Raw genomic sequence first — 14,543 nt, 5'->3', positions numbered from 1 at the left:
AAGGCATTGAGCGGCAGCTTTCGGATGTCGAACTCGCGCTGGGCTAGGACCGCAACGGGTCGCCCGCGGCCTGGTGCAGCCGAGGCTAGCAGCGTCCGTAGCCGAGCGGGCTGCGGCCGCTATTTCGAGCCTGGTCAGTGTCGTACTTCGGCCAATAGTCGAACGCTACATGATGAACGGCCGCTTTGGCCAATCCAATAACAAGCCCTGTCGGCGGAAGGCCGTCCCAAAAAACTCGCGATAACGGCTTTACCGCGAGCTTTTTGAAACCGACCTGCCACCTGCGAGTCTGGCAAACGCCCGAGCGTGGCCGGCTCTCTGGATAACCTGGCAGGACGGTCGGGCAGGGGTCCGACGTCCGCGCGGCGTAGGCGGCCCCAGTGCCAGATTGCTCTGGTTATTGCCGCCCGCCCGCTGTCTGTTCGACCAGCATCGCGACGAAACCGGCCTTAGATGCCAACGGCAGATGCATCGATCTTGGTCCAAGGTGCAAAGAAGCGTGTCCTGTTACCGCTGGTGGCCGATCAGCGCGGATAGTTCTTGAGTTCGAAGGTGTGGACGAGACCTTGAAGATTCTTCTCAATGCCGCGGCCATCAACGAGGGCGTCTCTATGAATGTCTGGTGCGTCCGGGTCTTGGCGCAAGCCGTCGCCCCATGGTGAGTGACTTTCTGAAGCGCTCGTCTAATCCCAGGTGCTGAACTGACGCCGTCCGAACGCATCAAGTTGGGCTCGACTTCTCAATGTTGTAATTAAATTACGTTTGATATTTTGTAGATTACATCATATGATTGGCTCCATCAAGAGGAGCGCTAATGCGACACACTAATCACGTCAAGCAACGCATGTCCCAACGCGGCATCACCCAGGACATGGTGGATTTGGTGCTCGCGCACGGCGTGTCGGATCGGGATAAGTACGTTTTAGGTCACAGGGAGGCTCGTCGTCTGCTGGAAGCCATGCAGCAGACGGAGCGGGTCCTGAAAAAGATTCTGGACAAAGGCGGGGTAACGGTCGTTGCAGCAGGAGAGGAACTAGTCACGGCGTACAACTGCGAACGCCGGCACTAAAGGGAACTCAGTGGATGAAAGACATTGTTTGGGGGCTCGTTGAGTCCTTACGCGGTCAATTAGACAACGCCATTGCACTCGAATTGGTGCTGCAGGTTCTCGTCTGGGAGAAGTGGTCGAGCGATGGCAAGCTGCCGCCGCCGCTGCGTCTTACAAGGAGTGAAAGGCCGCAGGACTATGTCGAGCGCTGGCAGCAGCTCAGTAGTCAAAATGGGGACCTGCGGCGAGCCTTTCCCGACGATAAGGAAGGCTCTCGCTTGGGCGTAGCCGGCTTACAGGACCTCGTGAATCTGGTGCTGCAGTTGCGCGACACCGGGGTACTGCAACACCTGAACATCGCAGATGTCGTAACCGGACTGGCAGGCAGCAGGGGGGATGGCGAACTGTTCTATCCACCTGAACTGGCGGATCTGATGCTGACCCTTGGCGAGTTGCAGGCCGGGGACACGCTCTATACGCCTTGGGACACCGGCGCGCAACTGAGCGTAAGAGGAACGCTCAAAGGGGCCGCCGTTTATTTGGAAACGCCCCTTCCATGGCGGGTAACATTGCAGATCGGACTGCTGGCCGACGGGTCTTTGACCGTCCAAATCGGGGACCCGATTCGTTTTCCCCAAGCCATTGAGGAGGGGAAACCTCGCCAATTTGACGTTGCCATTGCCTTCCCCCCCTTGAACCAACGCTATGAGCGCGAGGTCGCCGAGCAGGACTGGTTCGGCCGCTTTCCGGAGAAGACAACTTCCGGAACGATCCTGTCGATTCGCCACCTGCTGGCTCAAACTCGCCGACGCGTGGCGGTCGCGGTGACGCCCAGCTTCCTGTTCGGCCGAGGCGAGGCAGCGCTGCGCATCGATCTGCTGCAACGCGGCATGGTGCAGGCCGTGGTGGCCCTGCCCAGCGGCATTCTGAGTGGTCCACAGGTTGCCATCGCGCTGCTGGTGCTCGATCCGCGTGGAGGCCATCGCACCGTGCGCTTCGTCAACGCCGACAACGAGCGATTTGTGGAGTCCCTGTCGAAGGCGCGCTCCAGGCTGACCAATACCTCCATGCTCGGCGACCTGATTCTGACGGACGCTGCAGACCCGGACGTCATAGTGGTATCGGTTGAGGAAATTCTGGCAAACGATGCCCAGCTTCAGGTCAGTCGTTACGTCGTGCCCCCCCCACAGCGGCGGCTGCGGGAAAAACTCGCCCACGCCGAAATGGTCAGGCTAGGAGATCTGGTGACGACGCTGCGGCCGCTGGCGATCAAGTCCGTGGACAGCGATGACGTCGCATCGGCCTGGGAGGTGGGACCTGCCGACCTGCCGGCCTACGGCTACATTCAGGACGCCAGCCGAGCGGTCAGCCTGCCGCGCGAGATTGCGCAGCAATGCAATGAAAAACAGTTCCTGCTGCCGCACGACATCGTCCTGATCGTCAAAGGGGGGGTCGGCAAGATCGGCATTGTGCCACCCGAGGTCCCGCCGCCGGGTGAAGGCGGTTGGGTCGCCGGACAGACTGCGATGGTGCTGCGCGTCGATCCGGCGGCTGGCACCGATCCGCGCACCCTGTTCCTGCAACTCCGCTCGCCGCTGGGCCAGGCCCTGCTGCAAGGCATTGTGTCCGGGGGTGCCACGATGCAGATGATCAACCTGTCGGAATTGAGAGCCCTGCAGGTGCTGCAACCGAGCGCGGCAGAACAGGCACAGGCCGGAGCAGCCTTGGAGAAGGAGGCAGAACTGCAGCAGGAGATCGAACGCCTGCGCAAGCAGCAGGCGCGGGTGACCCTCGAACTGTGGCCGCTCGATTGAAACGGTGTTGGCGCGTAGCGCGAAGGACAGAAGATGAGCAAGAAATCACTTTCCGAGCGGGATATCTGCACGAAATTCATTTCGCCGGCCATCGTCGACGCCGGCTGGGACCTGCACACGCAACTGCGGGAAGAAGTGTCCCTCACCCATGGCCGGATCCTGGTGCGCGGCAAGAAGGCGACGCGCGACGAAGACACCATCGCGCGCGCCGACTACGTGCTGTCCTTCAAGCCGGGTCTTCCGCTCGCCGTGGTCGAGGCCAAGGACAACAGCCATGGCGTGCGCGACGGCATGCAGCAGGCGCTGCGCTATGCCGAGATGCTGGATGTGCCGTTCGCGTTTTCCAGCAATGGGGATGGCTTCGTCTGGCATGACCGCACCGCGACCGATGGCGTCATTGAGCGCGAACTGACCCTGGAAGAATTCCCTGCCCCGGCGCTGCTGTGGCAACGCTATCTGGCATGGAAGGGCATCGCGCCCGAGGCAGAGCCGGTCTATAGCCAGGACTACTATCCCGGGAAGGAGGCGCGCTACTACCAGCTCAACGCGGTCAACCGCGCCATCGAGGCCGTGACCAAGGGCCAGCCGCGTATCTTGCTGGTGATGGCGACCGGCACCGGCAAGACCTTCACGGCGTTCCAAATCATCTGGCGGCTGTGGAAGGCGCGCGCGGCCAAGCGCATCCTGTTCCTGGCAGATCGCAATATCCTGGTGGACCAGACCAAGACCAACGACTTCAAGCCCTTTGCCGGGGCGATGACGAAGATCGAAAACCGCACGGTCGAGAAGTCCTACGAGATCTACCTGTCTCTGTACCAGGCCGTCACTGGGACCGACGAGGCCCAGAACATCTACCGTCAGTTCAGCCCCGATTTCTTCGACCTCGTCGTGATCGACGAGTGTCATCGCGGCAGCGCGGCCGAGGACTCGGCCTGGCGCGAGATTCTCGATTACTTCAGCTCGGCCGTCCACCTGGGGCTGACCGCGACGCCGAAGGAAACCGAGGAAGTTTCCAACATCACCTATTTCGGCGAGCCGGCCTATACCTATTCACTGCGCCAGGGCATCGACGACGGCTTTCTCGCGCCCTACAAGGTGATCCGCGTGGATCTCGACAAGGACCTCGGCTGGCGCCCGCCGGTCGGCACAGTCGACAAGCTCGGCCAAGTGGTCGAGGACCGCATCTACAACCAGTCGGACATGAACCGCACGCTGGTGCTGACCCAGCGCGACGTGGCGGTAGCGCAGCGCATCACGGAGTTCCTGCGCGCGACCGACCGCATGGCGAAGACGATCGTGTTCTGCGAGGACATCGATCACGCCGCGCGCATGCGCCAGGCGCTGATCAACGCTAATCTGGATCTGGCCAGTGCCAATCCGAAGTATGTCATGCAGATCACCGGCGACAACGCCGAAGGCAAGCTCGAGCTCGACAACTTCATCAACCCGCGCAAGGCCTATCCGGTGATCGCCACCACCTCGCGGCTGATGACCACGGGGGTAGATGCCAAGACCTGCAAGCTGGTGGTACTCGACCGTACCATCAAGTCGATGACCGAGTTCAAGCAGATCATCGGCCGCGGCACGCGCATCGACGAGGAGCACGACAAGCTCTGGTTCACGATCCTGGATTTCAAGCAGGCCACGGCACTGTTCGCCGACCCCGCCTTCGATGGCGACCCGGTCGTGGTGTATGATCCCGCGCCCGACGAGCCGATCCTGCCGCCCGATGAGGATCCAGAGGGCGAGGGCACCGGTGAAGGCGGCACGGCCCAGCCTGGCGGCAGCCTCGGCGAGCCCGAGGAGCCGCCCGGTCCGGGACGCACCCGCTACGTGCTGGATCACGTGCCGGTGCGCGTCGCGCACGAGCAGGTCCAGTACCTGGGCCCCGACGGCAAGCTGATCACCGAGTCGCTGCGCGACTTCACCCGGATCCAGCTCAACAAGCGCTACGCCTCGCTGGACGGCTTCCTTCAGGCCTGGAATGCCGCCGAGCGCAAGGAGGCGATCCTGGCCGAACTGGAAAAACAGGGGGTGCTGTTCGAGGAGCTGGCCGAGATGGCCGGCAAGGAACTCGACCCCTTCGACCTGATCTGCCACATCGCCTTCAACCAGCCGCCGCTGACGCGCCGCGAGCGCGCCGAGCGCGTCAGGAAACGCAACGTCTTCGGCCAGTACGGCGAGACCGCCCGGCGCGTGCTGCAGGCGCTGCTCGACAAGTATGCGGACGCGGGCATCACCAATATCGAGAAGATCGAGGTGCTGAAGCTCGCGCCGCTCAACGAATTCGGCTCGCCGGTCGAGATCATCACCGCCTTTGGCGGCAAAGCGAAATATCAGGCCGCGCTCCAGGAACTGGAACGCGCCCTCTACCAATAACGACGAACCCCCATGACCATCAGCACCACCTTCATCAAGTCCGTGCAGGACATCCTGCGCCAGGACGCCGGCGTCGACGGCGACGCGCAGCGCATTTCCCAGCTCAGTTGGCTGCTGTTCCTCAAGATCTTCGACGACCAGGAAACCGAGCTCGAACTGATGCGCGACGAATTCAAGTCGCCGCTGCCGGAGCGGCTGCGCTGGCGCACCTGGGCCGCCGATCCGGAAGGCATCACCGGCGAGGAACTGCTCGAGTTCGTCAACGGCGACCTGTTCCCGACGCTCAAGGGGCTCGATGCCGATGAGAAGCGCAGCCCGCGCGGCTTCGTCGTGCGTGAAGTGTTCGGCGACGCCTACAACTACATGAAGTCCGGGCAGTTGCTGCGCCAGGTGATCAACAGGATCAACGAGATCGACTTCAACAACCGCACCGAGCGGCATCTGTTCAACGACCTCTACGAAAAGATTCTCAAGGATCTGCAGAGCGCCGGCAACGCGGGCGAGTTCTACACCCCGCGTGCGGTCACGCAATTCATGGTCGACCAGGTCAACCCGCGCCTGGGCGAGCGTATCCTCGACCCGGCCTGCGGCACCGGCGGCTTCCTCGCCTGCGCGATCGAACACCTGAAGCCGCAGCGCCAGCGCACCGACGACGACATCGTGCTGCAGAACGCCATCACAGGGGTCGAGAAGAAGCAGTTGCCGCACCTGCTGTGCGTGACCAATATGATGCTGCACGGCATCGAGGTGCCGTCGCAGATTCGCCACGACAATACTCTGTCGCGACCGCTGATCGATTATGGCACGCGCGATCTGGTCGACGTGATCCTGACCAATCCTCCCTTCGGCGGCACCGAGGAAGCCGGCATCGAGGCCAACTTCCCGGCCGACGTGCGCACCAAGGAAACGGCGGACCTGTTTCTGGTGCTGATGATCGAGCTGCTCAAGCACAATGGCCGCGCGGCGGTGGTACTGCCCGATGGCACGCTGTTCGGCGATAGCGATAAGAAAACCCGCATCAAGGAAAGGCTCCTCACGGAGTGCAACCTGCACACCATCCTGCGGCTGCCCAACGGCGTGTTCGCCCCCTACACCGGCATCAAGACCAACCTGCTCTTCTTCACCAAGGGCGCACCCACGCGTGAGGTCTGGTACTACGAGCATCCCTATCCGGCCGGCTACAAGAGCTACTCGAAGACCAAGCCGATCCGCATCGAGGAGTTCGCGCCGGAGAAGGCCTGGTGGGGCAGCGAAGCGGACGGCTTTGCCAGCCGCGTCGAGAGCGAGTTTGCCTGGAAGGTCAGCATCGACACGCTGAAAGCCAACGGCTTCAACCTCGACCAGAAGAACCCGCACCGGGGCGAGGAGATCAGCCACGATCCGGATGAGCTGCTGGCCCAGTACCACCGGCTTACCGCCGAGGCGCAGACACTGCGCGACCGGCTCAAGGGCATCCTGGCGGATGCGCTGGAGGGTCAGGCATGAAGATCAAGGAAGGATTTAACTTGCTGGCGACCGCACCGGATGGTGTGGCTCGCTTGCGCGAGCTGATCTTGACGCTGGCGGTGCAAGGCAAGCTGGTGCCGCAGGACTCCAACGATGAGCCGGCTAGCTTCCTGCTGAAGCAGATCGCAAAGGAGAAGCACCATTCCGAACCCGTCAGTAAGGGAAAGCGGAAAACAAGCGCCAGCCTTTTGGCAAGCCAATCTGAGAAGCCCCCCCTTCCACGGGGGTGGGAGTGGTCATCCTTGGCTGAGATCGGGGTAATTGGTCCACGCAACAATGCTGACGACGACCTGCCAGTTTCCTTCGTGCAGATGAGCTCGATCCCCACTGCTCTTGTAAGTCCGCATGGCGTGGAGGAAAGACCGTGGTCGGCGATCAAGACTGGTTTCACACACTTTGCGGAGGGTGATGTTGGCGTTGCCAAGATCACCCCCTGCTTTGAGAACGGCAAATCTACCGTTTTCAGGAACCTTACCAACGGGATTGGGGCCGGTACGACCGAACTTCACGTTGTCCGGCCATTGGGCGGAATCCTGCCCGACTACGTCCTGATTTTCTTGAAGACACCGGAATTTTTACTTAACGGCGAGAAGGTCATGACCGGGTCCGCTGGACAGAAGCGCCTCCCGCGAGACTACTTTGAAAATAAGCGGTTTCCGTTGCCACCGCGTGCTGAGCAGGCACGCATCGTAGCCAAAGTCCAAGAGCTGATGCGGCTGTCCGACGAACTGGAATCCCGTGGCAGCCTAGAGGCGGAGCAGCACGCGCGGCTGACCACGACGCTGTTCGAAGCGCTGGCCGCGAGCGAGTCGGCACATGCGCTCGCGGAAAACTGGTCCCGCCTCGCCGCGAACATCGACCTACTGCTCGACCGCCCGGAAGCAGTGGACGCGTTGGAGAAAGCCATTGGACAACTCGCGGTCCGTGGATTGATTGTTTCGCAGGACCCGGATGACGAGCCGGCCAACGAGTTGCTTAGACAGATTCGCGTTGAGAAGGACAATCTGATTGCAGCGGGAGTACTCAAGCGCGACAAGCCGCTGCCGCCAATACAGGTCGATGATGAGCCTTTCCCCCTGCCGACAGGATGGGCGTGGGCCCGATTCCAGGAGGTTGGTGAATTTGGACGAGGCAAGTCGAAGCACCGACCTCGGAACGATCCAAAGCTTTTCAATCCCGGTCTATATCCCTTGATCCAGACTGGGGAGGTGGCCCGCGCAGACCGCGTCATCCAGCATTTCAACGCGAAATATAGCGAGTTCGGCTTGGCACAGAGCAAGTTATGGCCAGCCGGCACGCTCTGCATCACGATTGCTGCAAATATTGCCGACTCCGCGATTCTTGGCTTTGACGCTTGCTTTCCAGACAGTGTGGTCGGACTCGTTCCGATTGCAGGCCTAGTGGATACTCGATACTTCCTTACGTTTATCGAGACGGCGAAAGATGACTTGACAGCCTTCGCTCCCGCGACGGCACAGAAGAACATCAACCTCGAGATTCTGAATAACGTCCTGATACCAGTCCCGCCGCGAAAGGAAATGCTACGCATTGTCGCCCGCGTGGAAGAACTGCGCCAACTGTGCGCGGATCTGCGGGCACGTCTGAATGAGCGGCGGACCTGCCAGGCGCACTTTGCCGCAGCGCTGGTTGAGCAGGCAGGGGCTGGCCCGGAGGAGGACCGCCTAGAACTTGCGGCTTGAGCGTAGGGGGACGGCCCGGTCACCCTGCCCGGCCGTTCCCTTCTCCCTTCCTGAAATGGCCCTTCGTTCGCTAGCCTAACTAGCGTTGGCCCTCTCTCAAACTCGCGATAAAACACGTTATCGCGAGTTCGTTGCCAGCTCGATGGTCTTATGGTCCAGGTGAATGGCGGCTGAACCCCAGGAAGCGGCCCATGCGACCGCACGAGCGCGGTCGGCCGGTGAGGGTCGGCTATGGCCCCCGCCCTCCCGCCTATCTGTCACTTGCCGGCCTGGCGAAGCACCTCGACGCCTCAGATTGACCAAAGACCGACGCTTGAGCGCTTGAGCGCTTGAGCGGCGATTTAACCACTTGGGTTATGCTTATACTCATGACAAATTTCGTCGCTGCCGATTGGCAAAGCGGCAACTGTGATCGGAGTTATCTATGATCAACACCCCCGATAGAACGGCTAGGCCTTGTACCGTGGCGCGCGAGGGAGCGGACGTCGACCAAGGTAAGGTTTTGGCTCCGTTGCAGGGCCGGGTGGACTTGCTTGCAGAGCTTGAGCGTTCCCGCGAGGCGCTCCGGATTTTCGCAAACGGACCTGCGCCAGAGTTCCAAGGCAATCTTCGACGGCGCCCTCGCTATTGATCGACCAGCCCCAAAAGGCCCCTTGTTGCGGCGGGGCCTTTTGTTTGGTCGTCACCCGTCCTAAATAAGGTTGACACTTTCCCTGCGCGACAAGGAGAGTGCCTTGGACACAAATCGTACGACCGCCAGGCAATGGGGAATGGGGCAAAAACACCCTCTTCTTGAAGCGCCATCGCTTCCTGCAACAGCCTGCTGAACAGAAGACCGAGCAGAAAAACGGCATCGTCGAGGCAAACTAGACCTGCTTCCTGGAGTTCCTCAAGGGGCAGCGACGGCTGCCGCGCAAGCCGGGAAAACGCGCGGAAAGGCCGCCCACGCGGCTTAGCAAATTCCGGCGCTCATTGCACGTGGGAACCCTACTACCCTCATTCGACCGGAGCCGGCCATCTACGGACACTGACTGCTGCTTCACACCGGCCTTCGAACGGCGGTTCCGACCAGGAAGCGGCCGACTCACCAACGGCATGCCCGAGCTTTGACGGCTACTTGTTCGGCGCGCAGAGCATCGCCTTATGGGCAAGTACAAATGCCGCTTTCAATCATGACGCTATCTAAGAGCCTTATAGGGCAGCGGCGCCTCAGGGGGGGGGAATTCGGTTGTTGGCGCTTGATTGGAGAATAGCGCCTCACCTCCCGGATACGGAGTGGTTAAGGGGGGAAAACCGGCGCGAATACTGGCTCGGGCAGCGAGACATCGCAACAGCGCGCGATCTTTTGCGTTGAGCGTCCATCCAAGGGGCGGTTGGCTAATACGCAGTTCGGCAGCACAATTCCATCTCTCAGTAGCCGACAGCGCTTCCTGCTTCCAAGCTTCGAGGTTTGCCGCGTAGGTCTGATCGAACTGAGGGTCTCTTGTCTCAAACACATTTAGCCATTTGCGCTGGGTGTCGTATAGACGGTTCACCGTACGCTTGTCGACGGTCCACATCTCGTTTGAGTATGGGAAAAGAAGACCCGCCGGGCCAGCCGTCATGTCAGTGAGTTCCTGAGCAATGGAAAACTCCTTCAGTTGTTTCTTCTGTGGCGCAATCTGCGGCAACCTGGAGTACTGTAGCCTAAAAAATCGATCTATCAGATACTGACGTTGTACCGCTGCGCGCGCTTCCCTGACTGAGAAAATCGCTTCAAACGGAGTTGTTAGAAACTGAAATGGGTGTGCCGATGTTGCGTCGTTTAGCAAGCCGACTGAAGTTTCACATGGAAGCGACCCTATATTTGCCGCGACCATAAAGTTAGTGCCCGCAGCAGACACACCTTGTTTCCAATTCGCCCCTAAAGGCAGACACGCAGCACTAGGGTCATTGAGAAAATGCATTACATAGATCGGTTGATCGGCATACTTCTTCTTCATAGTCTGACCCACGGCTTTCAACGCTTTTTCGTTGAATTTCTCCATGGCATTAATGGCGTGGGTCAGTCCACTATTGTCGAAGTAACCGCCGTCTACCAGTGTCGCAACGCGGACCTTGCTGACAACCTCATCCGGCCACTCAGCCTCATTGTCCAGCGCCGTTTGCAGACTGACTTTCCTAGTGGTCAATGACTCTTTCTCCTCCTGAGTTTCGGCAGACTCTGGGTCAATTTCATCGATTGCCCTTTGCCTCTCAGTTAACCCCATCTGAGACGAAGAGATTCCGACTTCTGCACTCGGAGACAAGAATGGAAATCTCGCACTAATTGAAACTGCTTGTGCAATACTTATCCATCGTAGGCTTGTAAATTCAAGAGAGTTTGTAAAACCGTTGAATGCGTTCTGACGCCAAAAGTTTGCACCTTCCAGTGAAACTAATTTTCCCGATAGAGCGTCTGTCGCGTTAAAGAACACTAACGGTGGATGGCTGAATTTCCTCAGGCATAGCCTACGGAGCGGTTGAGCAAAGAATGACGAACCCGTTAGATCCTTCCAACGGTCATGAAGGGCCTTCTCAAATACATGGTCGCGTCGGGCCGCCGGCCATATCTGACCAAGAACGACGCGGGGGGCATCAAGGAACAAGAATCCCCCAAGCAACGGCGACAGAAAATCTGTGGACAGGAAGACCGCCATCAAATCAAGCCTTTCATTGGGCGACAGTCCCTCTACTTCATGTGCTGCTAACCACGTTGCGACTCCTAGACTGCCGCCTGACACGCCAGACAGCAAAAGAACCCTTGAAGCGAACTCGTCATGGGTAATGACATCCATCTGCCCTAGGCCCATAGCTGTCCAATAGGCTGCCCTGATGCCACCGCCTTCTGCGCTTACCAGAAAGTAAGGCCGCGACTCGGGACGGCGCTCCCCGGAGTCTTCGATCTCATCCGCCTCTAAAATTTCATCATCCACCCTGGATATCAAGACCTGTCCGGCCGGCGCCGTCTCGAAAGTAGGACACTTGGTCTCCCACTCTTCGTTCGTCAACGTCGCCTCTTGGCGTTCTTTTCGTAGCAGAGGGTTCTCTGCATCAATAGATAGCGGCGCTAGAAGGACTTGGGCAGTAATTCCTGCTCCAATCGCCCAACCAAGCCATGGAAGCCGAAGACACCTCGGGATAATAATCAAGATTGTTCCAATGAGCGTGCCGAGCGCGCTGGTGCCGACGAGGGCTAGTACGAGAGGCCCCGCAGGTGTCAATCTTAGTGGCGCTCGGTAGGCGGTGATCGCGCCCAATATCAGCGGAGCAACGGCAAATGCCATCATGCAAGCAGCAAAGATCAGTCGATGCCGGCGGCACACGACGATTAGGCTTTCCCAAAGACTGCTCTTCCGTCCTTTGATGGACCGAAGTCCCACAAGACTGAGAGAGAAGATCAGTGCCGCCCAGGCTGAAGCGATGATCTGCGAAGCGATAGATCCAGTTTTAATGCCAAAGGCAAGTGCGGGCAAAGTACTAATTACCAATATCCACAATGAATATGAAGCGAACTGTACTGCCGCGTCATCCAGCACCTTCCCCCCCGGTGAGGATTTCGTCTCGAGCGCTGTTGTGACAACCGAGGAAAGAAAGCAACCAAAGGACGTTAGTAGCAGGTAGACCAATAGCCCGGTAATGACAACCTGTATAGCAAGCGGCTCCGATGCGAAATTTCCTGCTAAGGATTCGCCTTGCGATGAGTTCAGCAGCGCCAAAAAGACCGCTACAGAGAATATCCAAGGCCAGAGGGTAAAGACTGGCTTTGTCAAGCTCCAAATGACATTACCAAGGATCTTAGAGAGCACCCTCGCGTGATGGACTCCGCCTGTGGCCATAGCGCTCTCCTTTTTCCGGCAGCTTGGATTTCTCCATTTTAGGACAATGCGATACCTATCGACCGTCAGTGTCCTTCAGGTCGCCCATGGCAACCTCAGTGCCTCTGCAAGTTCGGGGGGCTTATTGGGACTCGACATACTTTTTTTTCACTGACCCATCACCGTCCACTATCCCTTTGCCCTCACGGTAGTTGACATCACGGGCGACGCTCGGTTTCCGTAAACCCTTGAGGCACTGTCTCGCGTCAGTTCTGTTTCAATATTGAAACACTAATCGGTCATCGCGTAAGACTCCCGGGCCAGTCTACCTTAGCAACAGAACCTCACATCAACATCTCTTACATCTCAATTAAATTATTCTCATATCATCTCCGCCTTTTGGCGGAGTAGTTATATTCTGCAGGTCGCCTATTCTTCGAGCCGAAAGGCTATTGAAAGAAGGCCGGGGAGCGAAAACAATAGAATTCCAGGGATGGTGTATTCGCATAGACATCTAGTGTTTCTGCACTTGTCATGCTGGCGTGAAGCAAAGACATTGGCACACGTCGCCGACGTTAAGGGATCGAGCATGTTGCGCACCTGCATCTTCGTCGCGTCATTGATTCTTTCGACGTTCGCTTACGGGCAGTGTGTCAATTCGGCGACCGCTTCTTGCAACGTCTACCAAGCCTGTTTCGACAAATATTGTCCGTGTAAGGACAAGAACGACGATTACTTCATGTCGTTCGGCAAAAAGTATTGCGAGGCCTTCCTAGCGAACACTACTCTAAGCGAAGCGGGCAAGGCATGGAGAGACACGACATTGGTTTGTTTGCAAGAAAAGGCAGTAGAAGTACTTCCGATCGACAACCCCATGTCTTGCGACTGCGCAAAGATGAAGAGTTTTGCAATGAGCACCCATGTGGACTGCTACACGCAGTCAAAAGCTTCGCTGTGTGACCTGCCTTTGACCGACGTCACCTCCGTGACGAATACCATCATCTTCAACAAGGCATTCATCAATGTATTGAAGGATTCCCCGGAGGCGATTCAACAGGTCCGAGGGGTATTTCAGAAGTGCAGTACAACTGCAAAAGAGGAGAACCGTCGTAAAAGGTGGGCGTTTCTTTTGAAAGTGCTGAATGGAAAATTGACGGCAAAAGGAGATTGAAAATGGGTGAACAGAAGGGCGACGAAGTGCCGCCGACAGATGAAGACATGCAGTTTGCTGAGGACCTCGACGGCGATCTCGAGGACAAAACCGGGCAAGCGGGGGCCGAGCCGGACATTACTGTTCGGGAGAATGATGATGGCAGCCGTGTGATCGAGATTGACTACGACAAGGAAGGGGGGGGCGCTGTTGTGGAGGGAGAGCGCGACGCCGAAGGTGACGACCGCGGCGATCGCGGAGATGAGGATCGCGGAGACGATCGAGGCGATGAGGATCGAGGGGGTGGCCCGGACGGCGAGTGAACGGATCGGGATTGGTTGCCAGGCGGCCGGCTTCGCTTCTTCGACGGAGCCGGCGTACCTATATTCGCAAGCTGCAACGGTTGGACACCCTTGATGTCAGCCTCATACATGCTCGCGAAGAGCCAATCTGTCTCTGCACGTCCCGTTCGATGCGATTAAGGAGTCAGAACACTAGGGGGACTGTCCGTATTTTTGTGTGCGAGGCGGTTTTGAATTTTNTTAGCCTCGGGCAGCGGTAAATCGCTCGCTGCCACAATGCGCTGCGCGGTTTGCGGGCGCTCGGCTTTAAGGGCACGTCAGGCCGTCACACAGTTTCGCTCGCCGAAGAGACCCGCACCCTTGTCGAGCCAGACGAGCCTTTGCTCCTTCCCAAGGCAGTTGTACCAGGATATTCCCGCAACCATCTCTCGCGCATGCGCGTCGGAGCGATCGCTCATCGCTGCCCAGTCAGGAAGTCTTCCCAGTCCCACGCGTATGCCGCGCACCGAAAGCAGGCGTACTCGATCCATGCAAATTGTGCATAAAGAACGTGCGGGTCGGCTCAGGGATATCGTCAAAGCGGACGTACGGCCAAGGGCCATCGGAGTCGTGAATGGGAATCGGCGGGATGGTCGGCCGCGGAGGCAGTTCCTCCCTTCCCGTCAGCGCCACGGCAATGCTGCGCGCGACCAGGTCCCAGACGCTGGCGGACCAACGCGGATAGTCCTGCAGCACACCGGTCCAGACCTGGTCTGGCAGCAGATCCTCTTCCATATCAATTTGATAGTCGGCGAGCGCGCCTGAGCGC

General features: G+C 58.7%; 9 protein-coding genes. 7 read left to right on the top strand and 2 right to left on the bottom strand.

The window, feature by feature from the left end; genetic code table 11:
• Positions 1-814 precede the first annotated feature (814 nt).
• Genes A3A5_RS0108160 through A3A5_RS37945 form a run of 5 tightly spaced genes read left to right on the top strand, consistent with a single transcriptional unit; the run spans position 815 to position 8,447 of the window.
• A complete protein-coding gene (locus tag A3A5_RS0108160; protein ID WP_018310109.1) occupies positions 815-1,069 on the top strand; it encodes a DUF4258 domain-containing protein in 255 nt (84 codons plus the stop codon).
• A 14-nt stretch (positions 1,070-1,083) separates the two neighbouring features.
• Positions 1,084-2,862: an N-6 DNA methylase gene (locus tag A3A5_RS40980; RefSeq protein WP_081623831.1), complete on the top strand. Its 1,779-nt coding sequence runs from the start codon at positions 1,084-1,086 to the stop codon at positions 2,860-2,862.
• A 33-nt stretch (positions 2,863-2,895) separates the two neighbouring features.
• Entirely contained in the window at positions 2,896-5,241 is a 2,346-nt protein-coding gene (hsdR, locus tag A3A5_RS0108145; RefSeq protein ID WP_018310106.1) for an EcoAI/FtnUII family type I restriction enzme subunit R, read from the top strand.
• Between the two features lie 12 nt (positions 5,242-5,253).
• Positions 5,254-6,726 carry a class I SAM-dependent DNA methyltransferase gene (locus tag A3A5_RS0108140; protein ID WP_018310105.1) on the top strand — a complete coding sequence of 491 codons (1,473 nt, stop codon included), beginning with the start codon at positions 5,254-5,256 and terminating at the stop codon, positions 6,724-6,726.
• On the top strand, positions 6,723-8,447 hold the full coding sequence (locus A3A5_RS37945; RefSeq protein WP_018310104.1) for a restriction endonuclease subunit S: 1,725 nt from the start codon (positions 6,723-6,725) through the stop codon (positions 8,445-8,447). The genes A3A5_RS0108140 and A3A5_RS37945 overlap by 4 nt, the downstream gene beginning before the upstream one ends.
• A gap of 1,178 nt (positions 8,448-9,625) precedes the next feature.
• Here the strand turns inward: A3A5_RS37945 and A3A5_RS43095 are convergent.
• A complete protein-coding gene (locus A3A5_RS43095) occupies positions 9,626-12,238 on the bottom strand; it encodes a hypothetical protein (protein WP_157637158.1) in 2,613 nt (870 codons plus the stop codon).
• A 784-nt stretch (positions 12,239-13,022) separates the two neighbouring features.
• On the opposite strand from A3A5_RS43095, the gene A3A5_RS0108120 reads away from it, so the two are divergent.
• Both A3A5_RS0108120 and A3A5_RS0108115 read left to right on the top strand, forming a co-directional pair.
• Positions 13,023-13,454 carry a hypothetical protein gene (locus tag A3A5_RS0108120; protein WP_157637157.1) on the top strand — a complete coding sequence of 144 codons (432 nt, stop codon included), beginning with the start codon at positions 13,023-13,025 and terminating at the stop codon, positions 13,452-13,454.
• Positions 13,455-13,456: 2 nt separating this feature from the next.
• Positions 13,457-13,756 carry a hypothetical protein gene (locus A3A5_RS0108115; RefSeq protein ID WP_018310100.1) on the top strand — a complete coding sequence of 100 codons (300 nt, stop codon included), beginning with the start codon at positions 13,457-13,459 and terminating at the stop codon, positions 13,754-13,756.
• Positions 13,757-14,203: 447 nt separating this feature from the next.
• Here A3A5_RS0108115 and A3A5_RS37940 read toward each other — a convergent pair.
• The coding region (locus A3A5_RS37940) for a hypothetical protein (RefSeq protein WP_018310099.1) at positions 14,204-14,543 on the bottom strand (340 nt) is incomplete at its 5' end.

Source organism: Cupriavidus sp. UYPR2.512 (assembly GCF_000379565.1).
Taxonomy (GTDB): Bacteria; Pseudomonadota; Gammaproteobacteria; order Burkholderiales; family Burkholderiaceae; genus Cupriavidus.
This window is presented reverse-complemented; position numbering and strand designations above follow the sequence as displayed.